This window comes from Methylocystis sp. B8 (assembly GCF_005771425.1).
Lineage (GTDB): Bacteria > Pseudomonadota > Alphaproteobacteria > Rhizobiales > Beijerinckiaceae > Methylocystis.
Genome location: NZ_VBTZ01000001.1, coordinates 543,796 through 560,891, shown reverse-complemented (window position 1 = coordinate 560,891; position 17,096 = coordinate 543,796). Strand labels below are relative to the sequence as shown.

Here is a 17,096-nt window from a genome sequence, read left to right as displayed (position 1 = left end):
CTTCCTAGCGGAGACGCGAGCGCCGCGCGCTCGCCATGAAGCCGCCGCTTTGTTGCGTGCAAGTTCGCCAAAACTTGCGTCGCCGGCAAGCCTGCTGGTAATGCTGCACGCCTGATGAGCGGACCAAGAGCCATGATCCTCGGCGCTGTCACTTTTTTGCGCGCGCTCGCGCGCTTATCGATTTTGACGCTGCTTTTCGCCGCGAGCGGCGCCTATGCGCAAAGCTGTCAGGAAGATTTTCAGAAGCTGAGCGAAAAGCGCATGGCGGGAATTGAGGCGCTCAACAATCTTGGCAAGGCGGGCAAAGGCAAGATGGACCCCGAAGCCGCCTGTCCGGCCGCCAAACGTCTCGCCGCTGTCGAAACCGAGATGCTGAACTATCTCACCAAGAACAAGGAATGGTGCAACATTCCGGATAATGCCGTCGACAGCTTCAAGGAAGCGCGCGCCAAGACTCAGAATTTCGCCTCGCAAGCCTGCTCGGTGGCGGCGAAGGTGAAACAGCAACGCGAACAGGCGGCCGCCGGTGGCGGCGGCATGATGGCGCCGCCGAAACTGCCCGCCGGGCCTCTGTGAGCGCAGCGCAAGGCGGCGATTCGTCGGAGGCGCCCGCGCTCCCCGACGCGATCGCCGACCATCCGCTGCTCCGCTGCGCGCCGCCCGCGCTACTTCCGTTCATACAGCTCGCGCGCCTGGATCGGCCGATCGGCTGGTGGCTGCTGCTCCTTCCCTGCTGGGAGTCGAGCGCGCTCGCTTCCGCGGCGTTGCACGAAGCGCCGAATCTTTTTCATCTGACGCTCTTTTTCATCGGCGCCGTCGTCATGCGCGGCGCAGGCTCGACCTACAATGACTATGTCGATCGCGAGATTGACGCCAAAGTCGAGCGCACGCGCCTACGGCCGCTTGCGAGCGGGCGTGTGACGCCGCGCGCTGCACTGGCCTTTATCGTCGCGCAATGCCTCATTGGGCTCGCGGTGCTTCTCTCGTTTAACGCGCTCACGATCGCTCTTGGCCTGATCTCTCCGCTGATCGTGCTGATCTATCCTTTCGCCAAGCGCTTCACCTCCTGGCCGCAGGCGATTCTTGGATGCGCCTTCGCCTATGGGGCGCTGCTCGGTTGGACGGCGCAGACCGGCGCGCTCGGCGCGCCAGCGCTTTTTCTCTATGCGGCGGCGATTTTTTGGACGGTCGGGTTCGACACGATCTATGCGCTTCAGGATTTGCGCGACGACGCGATCGTTGGCGTGCGCTCCACCGCCCGGCTCTTTGGCAAGCGCGTGCAAATAGCGGTAGGCGCACTCTACGCGACATCAATCGCGAGCGCCGTGACCGCTGTGTTTGCAGCGGGCGGCGGATGGTTCGCCTATCTCGGAGTCGCCGCCTATGCGGCGCATCTCGCATGGCAGATCGCTGAGACGAGAGAAAATGTCGCGCCGTCGACCGCTCTGCGGCTTTTCCGGTCAAACCGCGATGCAGGGCTACTACTCTTTGCCGGATTTGCTGCGCAGAGCCTCGCATTCCTTTTCTGACGCTGGCGCCGCGCGACAGGCGCGATGTGGAACTGCTCTATTTCTCGAGTTCCTTTTTTCTGTCGACACAGGATTCGATCTGCGTCTTGTTCAGCTCCCAATACGAGGCGCCGCAAAGCGCCTGGTAGCGGCTGCTGACAAAGAAAGACCACACGTAGTAGCCGGTCAGCAGCACCGCGGCGATCGCGGCGATCTTCATCATTATGTTGAACCGCGTTTGCGGATCTTCCGTTTCAGACATTTTCGTCTCCGCGCTAATGTTCGGCCGCCAATGTCGGGCCGTCAACGTCAGTCGAGCGTTTGCCGGAATCGCATTACCGCGACGCTCATCGCGACAAGCGTGAAAGCTGCGAGCGCCCCGGCGTCCACAGCGAGATTACCGAAGTTGGAGCCCTTCAACATCACCGAACGCACGATGCGCAGATAATGGGTAAGCGGCATTATCTCACCTAGATATTGCGCCCATGTTGGCATCCCATAAAAAGGGAACAGGAAGCCGGACAGAAGCATGCTCGGCAGAAAAAAGAAGAAGGTCATTTGCATCGCTTGCAGCTGATTCACCGCCACAGTTGAGAACGTGTAGCCCACCGAGAGATTGGCGACGATGAAAAGCAGCGTCAGCAGGGTGAGCAAAAAAAGCGAGCCGACCACAGGCACCTGAAACAACAACGAAGCGACGATAAGAATCGTCGACATCTGCACCGCGCCGACGACCACATAGGGTGCGATCTTGCCGAGCATAATCTCGACGGGACGCACCGGCATAGCGAGCAACGCCTCCATTGTCCCGCGCTCGATCTCGCGCGTCACCGACAGCGCCGTGTAAATCAGCATCGTCATGGTGAGGATCGTACCGATCAGTCCGGGCACGATATTGCGGCGGGTCTCGCCTGCCGGATTGTAGCGTCGATGTATGCGGATCTCGAACGGCGGCGCATTCTGCTTGAGCGAGGCGAGCGGCCCTATCAGTTCTCGGTCGAGCGCCTGATCTGCAGCTCCGAGCGCCGCGGCGATGGCGCCAGAGGTCGCGACCGGGTCCGAGGCGTCCGCGATGAGCAGAAGCCCCGGCTTTTCGCCGCGAACCAGCTGTCGAGAAAAATCAGGCGGAATTTGAATGACGAATTGCGCCTTGTTCGACAGGATCAATTTGTCGGCGTCCGTTTCGCCCCGCGCGACATATTTGATGTTGAAATAATCGGTCGCGCGTAACGCGCCGATCATCGCGCGCGCGATCGGACTATCGTCGCTCGTCAGCACGGCCGTCGGCAGATGTTTCGGATCGGTGTTGATCGCATATCCGAAAAGCATCAGCTGAATGAGCGGGATGCCGACGATCATCGCGAATGTCGGTCGATCGCGACGAAGCTGAATGAATTCCTTGACGAACATGGCGAGCACGCGCTGCCACGACTGCGCCAGCGCCCCGCGCCGCGCAGGACGGGGAACAGAGTTTGGCAGGCTTTGCTCCACGCTCACTGATCCGGTCCGGCGCGGGTCATCAAATCGATGAATACGTCTTCAAGCGACGGCTCATCGCGTTTCCAACGATGAACGCCTTCGGCGCTATAGCGGCGCGCGATGCGCTCCATCGCCGCTTCATCGTGCCCGCCGACGTGCAGCGCGGCGCCGAACCGCGCGACGATGTCCACGCCCGGCAGATGTTTCAACTCGCTGCTCAGCGCATCGAGGCCCTCGCCAGTCACGACCCATGTCGAGAGATGCGCGCCGGCGATGATCTCGGGAATCGTCCCTGAGGCGAGCAGCCGCCCGTTGGCGATATAGGCGATCTGGTGGCACCGCTCCGCTTCGTCCATGTAATGGGTCGAAACGAGCACCGTTAGGCCTTGCGTCGCAAGATGATGGATCTCGTCCCAGAAGTCGCGGCGCGCTTTGGGGTCAACGCCGGCGGTCGGCTCGTCGAGGAGGAGTAGCGAAGGCCCGGGCAGAATGCAGGCGCCGAGCGAAAGCCGCTGCTTCCAGCCGCCGGAAAGTTCGCCGGCGAGTTGATCGGCGCGCGCGACGAGGCCCAGCCGCTCGAGCGCGCCCTGAGCAGCGTCCTCCGGCGCTTCGAGACCGTAGACCCGCGCGACGAATTCCAGATTTTCACGAATGGTGAGGTCGCGATAAAGCGAGAAACCCTGCGTCATGTAGCCGACATAGCGCTTGATCTCTTCCTGCTGTCGGCGAATGTCGTAGCCGAGGCATTTTCCTTCGCCGGAGTCAGGCGTCAGCAGACCGCAGAGCATACGGATCGTCGTCGTCTTGCCGCTGCCGTTTGGGCCAAGGAAGCCCTGAATGTTGCCGCGCGCCACCTGCAGCGTGAAATTGTCGACGACCTTCTTGGCGCCGAAGGATTTGGTCAGCCCGCGCACATCGATCGCGATGTCGCTCTCGACGCTCACTGCGTTGATCCGGTCGATTCCGGCGCCGGTGTGACGGCGACCGGCATTCCAAGAGGCACAGCACGCGCCGCGCCTTCCAAATGCGCTTCAACCTTGAAGACGAGTTTTGCACGCTCCTTGTCGCTGAAGATCACCGGGGGCGTATATTCCTGGCGGCCGGCGATATAGGAGACGCGACCGTAAAGATCGCTGGCGCAGCCGTCGCAAGTGACGCGCATCCGTTCGCCGAGCGAAATTTTCGGCAGCTCCGGTTCGGAGACATAGAAGCGCACCTTGCGATTCTCAGGCGGCAGTAGGGCAATGACAGGCTGGCCAGCGTTGACGATCTCCCCAGGCCTGAAAAAAACGTCCTGCACGGCGCCGTCGGCCGGCGACACGACGCTTTGGCGTTTGATGCGGATGTTGAGCGCGTCGAGTTGCGCGCGCGCCTGTTTCAGACTGGCTTCAGCGGCTTCGATTTCTTGCGAGCGGCTCGCCATGCGCGACGCCTCGACCTGCCGGCGCGCTTCCTTAACGCTCGCCTCGTCGCGCGCCCGCGCCATCTCGGCGCGATCGAGCGCCGCCTTCGCGACATGGCCGTCGGCATAAAGCTTGCGCTGCCGATCATAATCGGAACGGGACAATTGCAACGCGGCCTCGGCGCGCTCAAGCGCGGCTTGCAGAACGGCGATCTGCTCCGGCCGATTCATCGCCGCCTGCAAATTTTCGGCTTGCGCTTCGAGTTGAGCGATGCGGGCGGTCGCCTCGTCGCGCGCGCGATCGAGGAGCGTCGTCGACATCGTAAACAGCGGATCGCCCTTCTTGACCTCAGAGCCGGCGGCGACCGCGATGCTCGCCACTCTCTCGCTTTCGTAGGGGCCGATGTAGAGGATGTCCCCTTCCACGTATCCCAGGAACACGTCGTTGGGATTCGCCGGACGATAGGTGACGCCCCAAACGACGACGGTCAGAAGCGCCAGCGCGATGAAGAATGCGACAGGCTTCATGCGGCAGGAGCGTAGCGCGGATCGAGCATGGTCTGATTATGCACCTCTCCTGTAACGCGACGAAACCCCGCCGCGAGCGGCTCGATCGAAGTCTTGCCCAAACGCGAAACTCTTTTTGCGGCGGCGATTGCAAAAAGGCTAGAATGCCTCCAAGAAAGGCAAAAGGGATTGAAAATGGCTGAAGATACGGAGCTGCCGCCGCGTGAATCTATGGAATATGACGTGGTCGTCGTCGGCGCAGGACCGGCCGGCCTCGCCGCGGCGATTCGTTTAAAGCAGATCGCGCCGGATCTCTCAGTCGTCGTCATCGAGAAAGGCTCCGAGCCCGGCGCGCATATCCTCTCCGGCGCGGTGATCGATCCGATCGGCCTCGACCGGCTTCTACCCGAATGGCGCACGCGCGACGACGCTCCGCTGAAAACTCAGGTGCATGAGGACCATTTCCTGCTGCTGTCGGAAAAAGGCGGCCTCCGCATTCCCAATATGCTGATGCCGCGGCTGATGAACAACCACGGCAATTTTATCGGCTCGCTCGGCAATGTCGTCCGCTTTCTCGCGTCGGAAGCTGAGAACCTCGGCGTCGAAATCTATCCCGGCTTCGCCGGCGCCGAAGTTCTTTACGGCGACGAGGGCGAAATCGTCGGCGTCGCGACTGGGGATATGGGCGTTGGCCGCGACGGCAAACCAAAGGACAGCTTCACCCGCGGGATGGAGCTTAAGGGCAAATATACGATCTTCGCCGAAGGCGCGCGCGGCTCGCTGACCAAGCAGCTCCTCGCGAAATACGACCTTTGCGCAAACAGCGAGCCGCAGAAATTCGGCATCGGCTTCAAGGAGCTTTGGCGCATTTCGAAGGAGAAGCACAAGGACGGCCTTGTGCAGCATTCCTTTGGTTGGCCGCTCGCGTCCGATACTGGCGGCGGCTCGTTTCTTTACCATTTCGACGACGATCTCGTGTCGATCGGTTTCGTCGTGCATCTCAACTATTCAAATCCGACGCTCTCTCCCTTCGACGAGTTTCAACGGTTCAAGACCCATCCGCTGATCGCGCCGACGCTCGAAGGCGGCGAACGTCTTTCTTATGGCGCGCGCGCACTGACCGAGGGTGGATGGCAGAGCGTGCCGAAGCTCGTCATGCCGGGCGGCGCGCTGGTCGGCTGCGCCGCGGGCTTCATGAACGTGCCGCGCATCAAAGGGTCGCACAATGCGATGCTGTCGGGCGTTCTGTGCGCCGAGCATGTCGCGACCGCAATCGCCGAAGGCCGCGCGCATGACGAAGTCGTCGCCTATGACACAGCCTGGCGCGGCTCCGACATCGGCCGCGATTTGAAGCCGGTGCGAAACGTCAAGCCGCTCTGGTCGAAATACGGCACCTACGTCGGCGCGCCCCTCTTCGGCCTCGATATGTGGACGAACGAGCTCTTCGGCTTTTCCTTCTTCGGCACGCTCAAGCACGGCAAGGCCGATTACGAAGCGCTCAAACCACTCTCTGAAGTCACGCCGATCGTTTACCCGAAACGCGCAAGCAAGCTCGTCTTCGACAAGCTGTCGTCGGTGTTCGTTTCTAACACCAATCACGAGGAGGATCAGCCGGTTCATCTGAAGCTTGCCGATCCGGCAATTCCTATTGAGCGCAATCTTCCGATCTACGGCGAGCCCGCACGGCTCTATTGCCCGGCGGGCGTTTATGAAGTGGTTTATGCCGATGAGGAGACGCGGCGCGACCCGCGCTTCGTGATCAACGCGCAGAATTGCGTTCACTGCAAGACATGCGACATCAAGGACCCGGCGCAAAACATTACCTGGGTTCCGCCGGAAGGCGGCGGCGGACCGAACTATCCGAATATGTGAGGGAGCGGCGGAGGCGGCTGCGGTCCGCGCGGCGAACGGTCCGAAATACCATCTGCGCCAATGACGCGGCGAGGACTCGCGTGCACTGATGTTCTTCACCGTCTCGAAAATTTTCGAGCTCTTCCTCGCGCCGGTCCACCTCTTCATCTTCCTCGCGATCGTGGGCGCAATACTGCTGTTCACGCGGTGGAAGACATGGGGACGCGCGTTCTCGGCCGTCAGCGCGCTCGCATTGCTGCTGATGGCTTTCGGGCCGCTCGGCGGTTTCCTGGCGGCGCCGCTTGAAGCACGCTTTCCGCCTCCGCCAGATAATATGCCGCCGCCGGACGGCGTCATTGTTCTTGGCGGCGCGATCGACGAGCGGCTGAGCGCCGATCGCGGCCGGCCAACGCTGATCGATGCGGCAGAACGCTTGACCGCGCCGATTGCGCTGAAACGCAAATATCCAAACGCGCGTCTCATATTTACGGGAGGCTCCGCCGCGCTGCTCGGCTCGCCCTATTCCGAAGCCGACGCCGTCCAGCGCTTCTGGCGCCAAGTCGGGCTAGATCAGAACGATATCCTATATGAGCGCCGTTCGCGCAACACATACGAGAACGCAATCTTCACACGCGACTTGCTTCACCCGAAGCCTGGTGAGCGCTGGTTGATTGTCACATCGGCGATGCACATGCCGCGCGCCGTAGGCGTATTTCGCAAGGCGGGGTTCGACGTGATCGCCTATCCCGTGGACTATCGTACGAGCGGCGACGTCGGACTCGAATTCCCACGTTTTCCGACGAAAGCGCTGGGACTTGTGGATTTCGCCGCACATGAATGGGCGGGACTGATCGCCTATCGGCTTGCCGGAAAAAGCGACGCGCTGTTTCCCGCGCCATAATCAAACGATCTCACTGCGGGTGCGGCCGGGATGCGCGTCTAGTCGGAGCGGCTGCGGCGTCCGCGCGATGAGCCCGCCGGCTCCATGCTGCGACCGCCTCCGCCGCCGGGATAAGCGCCGTGCTTCATTTCCAGGAAGAGCGCGATCGCCTGCGCGCGGTTTCGCACTTCGAGCTTCTCGAAAAGATTGCGCAGGTGGAACTTGATCGTGTTGATCGAGACGCCGAAATCCTTAGCGAGCTGACTGTTGGTATGGCCGGATCCGAGCGCGGACAACAGGCTCCGCTCTCGCAGAGTCAGGTTTTCCAGCGGGTCGCTGCGCATCTTGCGGATATCGACGAAGGGAAAAACCATATCGCCGGCCGCCACGGCGGCTAGCACGTCCAGAAGCCGCTCTGGCGGAGCGCGTTTCGAGACAAATCCGGCGCCGCCAAGCTGCAGAGTCTCCGCCGGCGCCGCCGGATCGTTGGTGCCGCTATAGACGACGATCTTTGGCGCAGCGACCTGACGCGACAGCGCGCGTAAAACGTCACGGGCGTGCAGCGTCGGCAATTGCCAACCGATGACGGCGATGGTGAATTTCTGCTGGCGCGCGGCCTCGAGAAATTCTTCGCCATCCGTCAACTTCGCAACCAAGTTGAAGCGGCGGTCGTCTGATAGCAGCTTGTCCAGACCTGCAAGGATCAGCGGGCTCTTGTCGGCTATGGCGACGTCGATGCGCTCGGCCTCCGCCAGACGCGCGCCGTCACCATCGGCCCGAGCTATGCGCAGGCCGTCCTTCTGGTCATTTGTAGCCCTAGTCGAAGAGGTGGGAGCCATTAAGCCTCCGCCGGTGCGCCCGAAGGCAACATATTGGTTCGATTCCGCCCTGCTTGGACCTTGGACATAGCTAGTGTTCTGGCCCAAAGGGTCGGCGCGCCCTGCCCGTTAGAGGTGGCATGTCACAATACCGCAGGCGCCCGCGGATGCAAGTCCTTCCTGAGTGGACCGGCAAAACCGACAAGAAAAAACGGCGCGCTGGCCTTAGCCAGCGCGCCGCGCTTAAACGCTTCGTGAGAGCTTGTCTTAGTCGCTGAACACCCAGCGAGCGGCAAAATAAGCTGCCGCGCCGATGACGATGATCGCGATCATGCCGACCGGAGTCGCCGCATAGCTCGTCAGTTCAAGAATAGCGCCCATAGTTTCCTCCTTCTGTCACACATTGCCGGTTTGCGCCACAAGCCGAGATTCACGCTGCAATCCGCGGAAGCGGCGTTGCGGTCGTTTGTCGAATTGGTCAAGTGGATAACGTGGCCGACGCCGGCCCGCCTCGGTCTTAGTTCAACATCGACCTCACTTAGGCGGGAACGCGTCTGCATCGCTTATTCGGCCCTAGCCGCGTCCGGAGAGCCATAATGCTCGCAGCTCTCGGCCGCGGGTTCCGAAATGCGGTGAATTCGAAGTATTGCAGACGCCGAGCGCTGTCAAGCGACCGGCATGGTCGACGCTGCGTTGCATCGCCGCATAGACCCGAAGCAAAAGCTCAGTTTACGCTTGCCGACGGCGCGCGCCGACGACTATCTATCGAACCGCGACAAACTCCGTCCCGCGAGCGTGAAGTTTCGATGTTCAAATTCGTCATCATCGCCGTCGCCATCGTGGCGGCAGGATTTTCAGCCTTTTACGCCTTCAGGCGCTCGCCCGTCTGTGCGGGCGACGGAAAATATATGGCGTCGCAAAGCGACTGTGAAGCATGGGGCTTCACGCCGGAAACATGCAAGCAGGCGATTGAAAAAGCGCGCGCCGTCATCGCGCGGGCGGCGCCAAAAAGCGAAACGATGTTTCAATGCGAACTACGCTTCTCGGATTGCTTCCAGGACCCGGAAGGTGGCTTTTCGCCGCGCCCCTCATTTTGTCTGCGCCAGGACAAAGGCGCTGAGCCGTTGGAAGTCAGATATCTCGAATATGAGTCCGATCGCATGAACCGGAAGAAAACCAAAGAAGTTCGGATAAACTGATATCGCCGAAACATCAGCGCCTGGAATCGGCGCGGCGTTGCTCGATTTCGAATTCAGCCGCGTCGATGACGAGCTTGCCGGCGGCGGTGCCGATCGCGATGTGAATCGGCACGACGACATGCGCGTCGGGAAGCGGCGCGAGCCAGACGCTGATGTCGTGGTTGTGCGCCATATAGCGGGTGGCGGAACTGTCGGGACGATGTCCAGCGATAGGCGTATAGCGGGCGGAACATACGGTCACAGGGCCTTCATAGCCTCTCGTCTGCGCCGTATGGTCGCCTGCGTAGGTGAGTTCAACGTCGAAACGCGTTACGCCGTCGAAAACGGGGATTGTTCGGTTGCACGCCGATGGACCTGTCAGTTCCTCTCCCGGCGGCACGCGCATAATCAGAGCGCTGACAGGATCGAGGATGTGCCGTTTGGCGCTTTCCGTCACGGGCACGCGCGCCTCGGCGTCCCAGGGCGCGGGCCTCACGTCCACCGTGCGCACCGCATTGCCCGCAAGCGACATGCGAACCGTGCGCGTTTCGTCGCTATTCGACGTGGTGTTCGCATAGCTTAATGGCGACGGCCCGCCAGCGGTCAATCCGCCGCTCGCGCTGGCGGCGCCTCTGGTGTTATTGACCAGATTGGCGAGCCCGGTCGTCCGCATCGAGATTTCGACGCGGTAGTTTTGCGGGTCGACCACGCCGGAAGCGAACGCGCTGCCGATAGGTATTCCCATTAGGCTGAGCGCGTAATGCGCCTTGAGGGTCTCCGTGGCGGCAGGCGCGCAGAGGCAAAGTGAGATCGCCGCCGCAGCGCAGCTGCGACCTGGAAGGCGGCGTGATTTCAAGCCAGTCGAATTCATGGCCTGCACGCGCTGCGCGGCGCAGAACCCTTGGCCGTATCCACGCTGGGGCTCAGGCCCATTCTTGCCAATGTCCGTCCTCGAAAATGCGCCATGCCCGCAATCCCGCTTTTGCGACCACGAGCCGTCCCGCTTTGGCCTCGGCGACAAGGTGCTTAAATACGAGAGGATTGCGCCAGGAAAACGGCTTTTCCGGGTCACATACCGCGTGGTACTCGTCGCTGTCCGCATCATCCATCAGCAGCGTGCCGACTTTGTCGGGCCGCAACTGGGGCGAGAAGCTACGCTCCTCCTTCCATCGGCAATAATAGTCGCGGCAGACTTGTGGGCGCGTTTCATAGACGCCGCAGCCGCCGGTCAGCGCGCAGTGCTCGCAAAGCTTGCCCGCCGGCTTTTTGAATTCGTCGATTTCAAGAACCTTGCAGCAGAAGAAGCAGGAGCCGCAGGCCTTGCCTGGAATATCGAGCATGTGGGTCGAGCGCCAATGGCGTGAGAATCGAATCGGCGTATTGTGAACGCCAGACGGCCGGATGCAAGCTGCGTCGGGCGCGCAGCGAACGGACCCATGACGCGCAAAATCGACCCCGCCTCTCTTTTCGTCTCCACCGACTGGCTTGCGGCACATCTTTCTGACGCCGACCTCGTCGTCTTCGACGCGTCGTGGCATATGCCCGCGGCCGGCCGCGATGCGCGCGCGGAGTTTCTCGAGGAGCATATCCCCGGCGCGCAATTCTTCGATATTGACGCCGTCGCAGATCGTTCCCGCGACCTGCCGCACATGTTGCCCGAGCCCGAAGTCTTCGCGGCCGAGATGCGTCGGCTCGGATTTGGAAACGGCATGCGGGCCGTCGTCTGTGACAGCGTCGGCCTCTTCTCCGCGCCGCGCCTTTGGTGGACGCTCACGGCCTTCGGCGTGGAAAAGGCGTCGATCCTTTCTGGCGGTCTTCCCGCGTGGAAAGCCGAGGGCCGGCCGCTTGAACGGGGCGAAGCGCGCAAGAGAGCGCCAGCGAACTTCAGTTCACGTTTCGACGCGAGCCTTGTCGCCGACGTCGAAACCGTTCGGCGGGCGTTAGATCTCGGCGCGCCGCAAGTTGTCGATGCGCGAAGCGCTGAACGATTTCACGGTTGGGCGCCAGAGCCGCGCCCGGGCGTGCGCTCCGGCCATATGCCGGGCGCTTTGAACCTTCCGTTCGGCGATGTGCTCGAGAGCGGGAAAATGAAGGGCAAGGCCGGGCTTGAGGCGGCGTTTTCCTCGGCGGGCGTCAATCCGGACGCTCCCGTGATCGCCACCTGCGGCTCGGGGCTCACCGCTTGCATAATCAGTCTTGCGCTCGCCGCAGCAGGTCGCCCGCCAGCGACGGTCTATGATGGCTCCTGGTCGGAATGGGGAGCGCGAGAAGATTTGCCCGCGATCGTCGACGATCGCGGTAATGCATAGTTATTGAGCTTATAGCTTAATAAAAGAGCATATCGCACATCTGATGGGCGCCAGACCTGCCATAGGCGCCGGAACTTTGGCCATGGCGCGACAAACGCGGCAGTGTTAGAAGCTCGGCGGCTCTTCAGCCGAGCCAAAGTCGCTAGCGGGCCGGGGCTTAAGCTAAGCGCGCGGGGGATTTGATGAAAAAGGTCGAGGCGATCATCAAGCCGTTCAAGCTCGATGAGGTGAAGGAAGCGCTGCAGGCGGCGGGGCTCCAGGGAATCACGGTCACCGAAGCAAAAGGATTCGGCCGTCAGAAAGGGCACACGGAACTCTATCGCGGCGCCGAATATGTCGTTGATTTCCTGCCGAAAGTTAAAATCGAGATCGTACTTGCTGATGAGGCGGTGGAGCGCGCCGTGGAGGCCATACGCACGGCTGCGCAAACTGGCCGTATCGGCGATGGCAAGATTTTTGTTTCCAACGTTGAAGGCGCGATCCGCATTCGCACCGGCGAAACCGGCGCGGACGCCATCTAGCATTGAGCCCCCGCCCCATGAGCTTTCTCGCCAACATCTTCAAACGCTCTGCCGCGCCCAATACGAAAACGGCTAAACAGCAAGATCAGCAAAGAGAGGCATCGAACCAAATGACGACGGCCAAGGACGTACTCAAGCAGATCAAGGATAACGACGTGAAATACGTCGATTTCCGATTTACCGACCCGCGCGGCAAGTGGCAGCATGTTACGTTCGACGTGTCGATCGTCGATGAAGACGCCTTGACGGACGGCATCATGTTCGATGGCTCGTCGATCGCCGGCTGGAAAGCGATCAATGAATCGGACATGACGCTGGTTCCCGATTTGAATTCCATCTCCATCGACCCGTTCTTCGCGGCCTCGACGCTTTCGATCGTTTGCGACGTTATCGAGCCGACGACCGGCCAACCCTATAACCGTGACCCCCGCGGCATCGCCAAAAAGGCGCTTGCGCACATGAAATCCGCCGGCGTTGGCGATACGGCCTATTTCGGCCCCGAGGCCGAGTTCTTCGTTTTCGACGACGTGCGTTTTTCGGTCGAGCCCTATGACACGGGCTTCGCGCTTGATTCGACCGAACTGCCCTCCAACACCGGCACGGCCTATGAGGGCGGCAATCTCGGCCATCGCGTGCGCACCAAGGGCGGTTACTTCCCCGTTCCGCCGGTCGACTCGGCGCAGGACATGCGCAGCGAGATGCTCGCCGCGATGGCGGCCATGGGCGCCAAGGTGGAGAAGCACCATCACGAAGTCGCTTCAGCGCAGCACGAGCTCGGTTTGAAGTTCGAGACGCTCGTCACCATCGCCGACCATCTGCAAATCTATAAATATTGCATCCATCAGGTCGCGCATTCTTACGGCAAGTCGGCGACCTTCATGCCGAAGCCCGTCTATGGCGACAACGGTTCCGGCATGCACGTCCACCAGTCGATTTGGAAGGACGGCAAGCCGGTCTTCGCGGGTGACAAATACGCCGGCCTCTCCCAAGAGTGCCTGTGGTACATCGGCGGCATCATCAAGCACGCCAAGGCGCTGAACGCCTTCACCAACCCTTCGACGAATTCATATAAGCGCCTGGTTCCGGGCTTCGAGGCGCCGGTGCTGCTCGCCTATTCGTCGCGCAACCGTTCGGCCTCCTGCCGCATTCCGTTCTCGACGAACCCGAAGGCGAAGCGCGTCGAAGTGCGCTTCCCAGATCCGACCGCGAACCCCTATCTCGCTTTCGCGGCGATGCTGATGGCGGGTCTCGACGGCATCGCCAACAAGATCGATCCGGGCGCGCCGGCGGATAAGGACCTTTACGACCTCCCGCCGGAGGAGTTGAAGGCCATTCCGACGGTCTGCGGCTCATTGCGCGAAGCGCTTGAGAGTCTCAAGGCCGATCAAGCCTTCCTGACCGCCGGCGGCGTGTTCAGCGAAGACTTCATCAACTCGTATATCGACCTCAAGATGCAGGACGTCATCCGCTTCGAGATGACGCCGCATCCGGTCGAATTCGACATGTATTACTCCTACTGAGGAAGACGCCGGCCATCTTGGCCGCGCATGCATGCAATCCGGGAGGCGATTCTTCGCCTTCCGGATTTTTTATTGCGCAAGTTTGTCGAATCGCGCGCCGCGCCGCCGCAGAGACGTCATGCGCGTGTCATTTAGCCGGGCGAAATTGGCCCCGAAAGCCAAAAGCCGCACAGTCATTGGTTCTGAGGCCGTCTCCAATCGGTTTCCATGTCGATCACACGACCGCCGGTGCGAAGCGGCTGAGGCCGCGATGTTTTCAATGAGAGAAAAACCAATGACACTGCGAGCGCTCTCCGCCGCCGTCGCCGCTTTTGTTGCTTTGACCCTCGGCGCGGCCGCGTTTGATATGGAGCTTTCTCCCTACAAAGTCGTCAGTGACCTCTCGGGAAACCTAAAATCTGTCGGCTCCGACACCATGCTTCACGAGATGGAGTTGTGGGCCGAAGGCTTTCAATCGATTTACCCAAATGTGAAAATCGACATCGAAGGCAAAGGGTCGAACACGGCACCGCCAGCGCTACTCTCCGGAGAAGCACAGCTTGGTCCGATGTCACGACCGATGACTCCGGACGAGATCGGCGCCTTCGAAGCGAAATTCGGCTATAAGCCGACGGCGGTTCTCGTCGCGATCGACGCTCTCGCGATTTATGTCCATAAGGACAATCCCCTCCAATGCGTCAGCATGGAGCAAATAGAGCGGGTTTTTGCAGCCAATCCGAAAAGCGGCGGAGGGAAAAGCATTCGCACATGGGGCGAGCTCGGTTTGACCGGCGAATGGGCGACGAAGCCCATCGCCTTGTTTAGCCGCAACACGCTTTCGGGCACTTATAAATTCTTCAAACAGCATGTCTTGAGCGGCGGCGACTTCAAAGACGACATCAAGATGCAGGTCGGATCGGAGGCTGTCGTAAGCGCCATCGGCGCTGACAAATTTGCGATTGGCTATTCAGGCATCGGCTACAAGACAAGCGCCGTGCGCGCGGTTCCGATTTCCGCCGGCAAGGCCTGCTATGGCGCCACTTTCGACAACACCTATTCGCGCAAATATCCGCTGGCGAGAGGCCTTTACATTTGCCTTCTGAAGGACCCCAAGAAACCGATCGACACGCTAAGCGGCGAATTCGTCAAATATGTCCTTTCGAGAGACGGCCAGACGCAAGCGAAGAAAGGCGGCTATTATCCGATTACCCGCAACATTCGCGAGCATGAGCTGACGCGGCTCGGACTGCTCGCCTCGGCGAATTGATCCAAAGCGAAGATAGGCTGAGCGGCGCCCTCACTGACAGATGCGATAGGCGTCATTCGATCCGTGCCGCTCAATGTCGAAATGCAGATGCGTTGCGTGAAACGGATCTGATCCGGGCCCGAGCACGGTCGTGAACCAGCCACACGCCGCCGTTCGTAGCGCTTTGACGTAAACTGTCGATTGAGGATCCGGCTGAGAGTCGATCCCGATTTTTCGACCGTCCGAGAAAACAAACGCGCCGACGTCGAGGGCAAGGCCTTTAGCGTGCGCGCTCAGCTTCGCTTCTGAATCATGATTGCGGCCGCGGCACTCGTAGCCTGAACCTGTCTCAATCGCGACGAGCGACGCGCCCATGGCGCCAAAACCGAGCGGCGCGAGCAGATTTTTCACGAAATCGGAAAACTGCAACGCGAAAGCGCAACTGAGCACCGGCTTCGCATTGAGCGCGACGCGACGCTTGTCGACCATGACCGCAGCGAGTCGCACGGGCCCATCGATTGCGCAGCCATCGAGATCGCCCGGAGGCGTTTGGGTCGTCTCGAAATCCACCCCCGCCCCACGCAGTTTCGCCGTGCAATCTTCTCCGGGCGCGGTCTCCGCTTGGGGCTGGCCATTCGCCGGCGGTTTTGCCTCGGGAGCGGACTCGTTCTTGGAAGAAGTCGGCCGGTGTGGCGGCGTCGGAACGTCAAAGGCGACAACGTCGGTTGCGCCGACGCCCATGAGCAGAGCAAACGCGATTGTCCGTCTCCTTAAGATGATCCCTCGAAAATCCATTAGGCTGTCGCCTTTAGCCGCGCCATTCTTCTATTCCTGCCGGAGACCCCTACATTGGAGCGTGGAGGAAGCCATGTCGAACGCCATCACCGTCACCGTTCCGCACGATCTCGGCGTCGAATGGGCGAAAGCCCGCGTCTCCGAACAGCTGACGAAGATGCAGCGCGAATATATCGACAAGGTCGCGCATTCAGAAGTCAGTTGGGAGGGGGACGTGGCGACGGTTCGCGTGAAGGCGCTCGGCCAGGCTGCATCGGCGCAGATCACGGTGCTGAAAGATCTGCTGCGCATCGACATTCAGCTGCCCTGGCTGCTCGCGGCGCTCTCCGGCGCGGTGCAGCAGGTCATCTCGCGCAACGCCAACGAAGCCCTGCGCATCGGCCAATCAAAAAACGACTCTAGCGCCGAGCGTAAAACACCGTGAAGCGATGGCGTTTCCAGCCAATGTCGGCATAGCCGAACCCCGCGTCTTTGAGCCAGGCGATCTGATCGGCGAAGGTCGCGCTGCGATCGAGCTTTGCGCGCTTTCTCGCCGCCGCGAAATCTTCGTCGTCAATTCCTGAACGTCGGACGTCGGCCTCCCAGCGGCGCTGATAGGCGTCCTCGATCTCGCTCGTGGCGCCGAGCGACTGATCAGCGTTGATAAAAACGCCGCCGGGCCGCAGCGCATCATGAATCCGCCGGAAGAGCCATCGTTTCGCCTCGTGATCGAGATGGTGGATGGACAGCGCCGAGACGACGGCGTCGAGCGATCCGGCAAGCGGCGCGGTCGCATAGTCGGCGAACGACAGGCGCACACGCGCGCCAAAGACAGCAAGCCGTTCGCGCGCCGCGTCCAGCATCTTGGGGGCCAAATCGACGCCTTCGACCTGCGCGCCAGGAAACCGCTCGAGAATCATCTCCGACAAAAGACCGGTGCCGACGCCAAGGTCGACGCATCGGAACGCGTCCCCGCCGACGGCCTCTTCGAGAAGATCGAGCGCTGTCCCATAGAAGGCGTCGAAATGCGGAATGAGCTTGCGTCGTAGCGCGTCATAGCCTGGAACCGCGTCTTCGAAAGCGGCGCGTAGCGCGTCGGAATCCGGTTGAGTCATACGTGATCC

General features: G+C 61.0%; 19 protein-coding genes. 10 read left to right on the top strand and 9 right to left on the bottom strand.

Annotated features, from left to right (window positions below):
- Window positions 1-132 precede the first annotated feature (132 nt).
- Together FEV16_RS02650 and ubiA are read left to right on the top strand one after the other, a co-directional pair.
- Complete coding sequence (locus FEV16_RS02650) at window positions 133-576, top strand: hypothetical protein (protein WP_138166034.1); 444 nt, start codon at window positions 133-135, stop codon at window positions 574-576.
- Complete coding sequence (gene ubiA / locus FEV16_RS02645) at window positions 573-1,529, top strand: 4-hydroxybenzoate octaprenyltransferase (protein ID WP_138166033.1); 957 nt, start codon at window positions 573-575, stop codon at window positions 1,527-1,529. The genes FEV16_RS02650 and ubiA overlap by 4 nt, the downstream gene beginning before the upstream one ends.
- Before the next feature lie 37 nt (window positions 1,530-1,566).
- Here the strand turns inward: ubiA and FEV16_RS02640 are convergent, their stop codons facing one another.
- Genes FEV16_RS02640 through FEV16_RS02625 form a run of 4 tightly spaced genes read right to left on the bottom strand, consistent with a single transcriptional unit; the run spans window position 1,567 to window position 4,917 of the window.
- A complete protein-coding gene (locus FEV16_RS02640; protein ID WP_138166032.1) occupies window positions 1,567-1,770 on the bottom strand; it encodes a hypothetical protein in 204 nt (67 codons plus the stop codon).
- Window positions 1,771-1,817: 47 nt separating this feature from the next.
- The gene (locus FEV16_RS02635) at window positions 1,818-3,005 is read right to left on the bottom strand and encodes an ABC transporter permease (protein WP_210234859.1); all 1,188 of its coding nucleotides are present in this window, start codon (window positions 3,003-3,005) and stop codon (window positions 1,818-1,820) included.
- Window positions 3,002-3,931, bottom strand: coding sequence for an ABC transporter ATP-binding protein (locus FEV16_RS02630; RefSeq protein WP_138166031.1), 930 nt, complete (start codon window positions 3,929-3,931; stop codon window positions 3,002-3,004). The genes FEV16_RS02635 and FEV16_RS02630 overlap by 4 nt, the downstream gene beginning before the upstream one ends.
- Window positions 3,928-4,917, bottom strand: a complete 990-nt coding sequence (locus tag FEV16_RS02625) for an HlyD family efflux transporter periplasmic adaptor subunit (RefSeq protein ID WP_138166030.1) — start codon at window positions 4,915-4,917, stop codon at window positions 3,928-3,930. The genes FEV16_RS02630 and FEV16_RS02625 overlap by 4 nt, the downstream gene beginning before the upstream one ends.
- A 174-nt stretch (window positions 4,918-5,091) precedes the next feature.
- Here FEV16_RS02625 and FEV16_RS02620 point away from each other — a divergent pair, with 174 nt between their 5' ends.
- Both FEV16_RS02620 and FEV16_RS02615 read left to right on the top strand, forming a co-directional pair.
- A complete protein-coding gene (locus FEV16_RS02620) occupies window positions 5,092-6,768 on the top strand; it encodes an electron transfer flavoprotein-ubiquinone oxidoreductase (RefSeq protein ID WP_138166029.1) in 1,677 nt (558 codons plus the stop codon).
- A gap of 88 nt (window positions 6,769-6,856) precedes the next feature.
- The gene (locus FEV16_RS02615) at window positions 6,857-7,648 is read left to right on the top strand and encodes a YdcF family protein (protein WP_138166028.1); all 792 of its coding nucleotides are present in this window, start codon (window positions 6,857-6,859) and stop codon (window positions 7,646-7,648) included.
- A gap of 38 nt (window positions 7,649-7,686) precedes the next feature.
- Here the strand turns inward: FEV16_RS02615 and FEV16_RS02610 are convergent, their stop codons facing one another.
- The gene (locus tag FEV16_RS02610; RefSeq protein ID WP_138166027.1) at window positions 7,687-8,466 is read right to left on the bottom strand and encodes a response regulator transcription factor; all 780 of its coding nucleotides are present in this window, start codon (window positions 8,464-8,466) and stop codon (window positions 7,687-7,689) included.
- 785 nt (window positions 8,467-9,251) lie between these two features.
- Here FEV16_RS02610 and FEV16_RS02605 point away from each other — a divergent pair.
- Window positions 9,252-9,644, top strand: coding sequence for a DUF1190 domain-containing protein (locus tag FEV16_RS02605; protein WP_138166026.1), 393 nt, complete (start codon window positions 9,252-9,254; stop codon window positions 9,642-9,644).
- A gap of 13 nt (window positions 9,645-9,657) precedes the next feature.
- On the opposite strand, the gene FEV16_RS02600 is transcribed toward FEV16_RS02605, so the two are convergent.
- Window positions 9,658-10,494 carry a DUF3108 domain-containing protein gene (locus FEV16_RS02600; protein WP_138166025.1) on the bottom strand — a complete coding sequence of 279 codons (837 nt, stop codon included), beginning with the start codon at window positions 10,492-10,494 and terminating at the stop codon, window positions 9,658-9,660.
- A gap of 52 nt (window positions 10,495-10,546) precedes the next feature.
- Entirely contained in the window at window positions 10,547-10,963 is a 417-nt protein-coding gene (locus FEV16_RS02595; RefSeq protein ID WP_138166024.1) for a hypothetical protein, read from the bottom strand.
- A gap of 96 nt (window positions 10,964-11,059) precedes the next feature.
- Between FEV16_RS02595 and sseA the strand changes: the two genes are divergently transcribed.
- From sseA to FEV16_RS02575, 4 genes are all read left to right on the top strand, one after another.
- Window positions 11,060-11,932: a 3-mercaptopyruvate sulfurtransferase gene (gene sseA / locus FEV16_RS02590; RefSeq protein WP_138166023.1), complete on the top strand. Its 873-nt coding sequence runs from the start codon at window positions 11,060-11,062 to the stop codon at window positions 11,930-11,932.
- 182 nt (window positions 11,933-12,114) lie between these two features.
- On the top strand, window positions 12,115-12,453 hold the full coding sequence (locus FEV16_RS02585; protein ID WP_109025536.1) for a P-II family nitrogen regulator: 339 nt from the start codon (window positions 12,115-12,117) through the stop codon (window positions 12,451-12,453).
- Window positions 12,454-12,563: 110 nt separating this feature from the next.
- Window positions 12,564-13,973 (top strand): type I glutamate--ammonia ligase, encoded by a 1,410-nt coding sequence (gene glnA, locus FEV16_RS02580; RefSeq protein ID WP_138166022.1) that lies wholly within the window; start codon window positions 12,564-12,566, stop codon window positions 13,971-13,973.
- A 274-nt stretch (window positions 13,974-14,247) separates the two neighbouring features.
- A complete protein-coding gene (locus FEV16_RS02575) occupies window positions 14,248-15,219 on the top strand; it encodes a phosphate ABC transporter substrate-binding protein (RefSeq protein ID WP_138166021.1) in 972 nt (323 codons plus the stop codon).
- 30 nt (window positions 15,220-15,249) lie between these two features.
- Here the strand turns inward: FEV16_RS02575 and FEV16_RS02570 are convergent, their stop codons facing one another.
- Window positions 15,250-15,993: an extensin family protein gene (locus FEV16_RS02570; RefSeq protein ID WP_138166020.1), complete on the bottom strand. Its 744-nt coding sequence runs from the start codon at window positions 15,991-15,993 to the stop codon at window positions 15,250-15,252.
- 73 nt (window positions 15,994-16,066) lie between these two features.
- On the opposite strand from FEV16_RS02570, the gene FEV16_RS02565 reads away from it, so the two are divergent.
- Window positions 16,067-16,417 carry a polyhydroxyalkanoic acid system family protein gene (locus FEV16_RS02565; RefSeq protein WP_138166019.1) on the top strand — a complete coding sequence of 117 codons (351 nt, stop codon included), beginning with the start codon at window positions 16,067-16,069 and terminating at the stop codon, window positions 16,415-16,417.
- Here the strand turns inward: FEV16_RS02565 and FEV16_RS02560 are convergent.
- Entirely contained in the window at window positions 16,392-17,087 is a 696-nt protein-coding gene (locus FEV16_RS02560) for a class I SAM-dependent methyltransferase (protein ID WP_138166018.1), read from the bottom strand. The genes FEV16_RS02565 and FEV16_RS02560 overlap by 26 nt on opposite strands.
- Window positions 17,088-17,096: the final 9 nt, after the last annotated feature.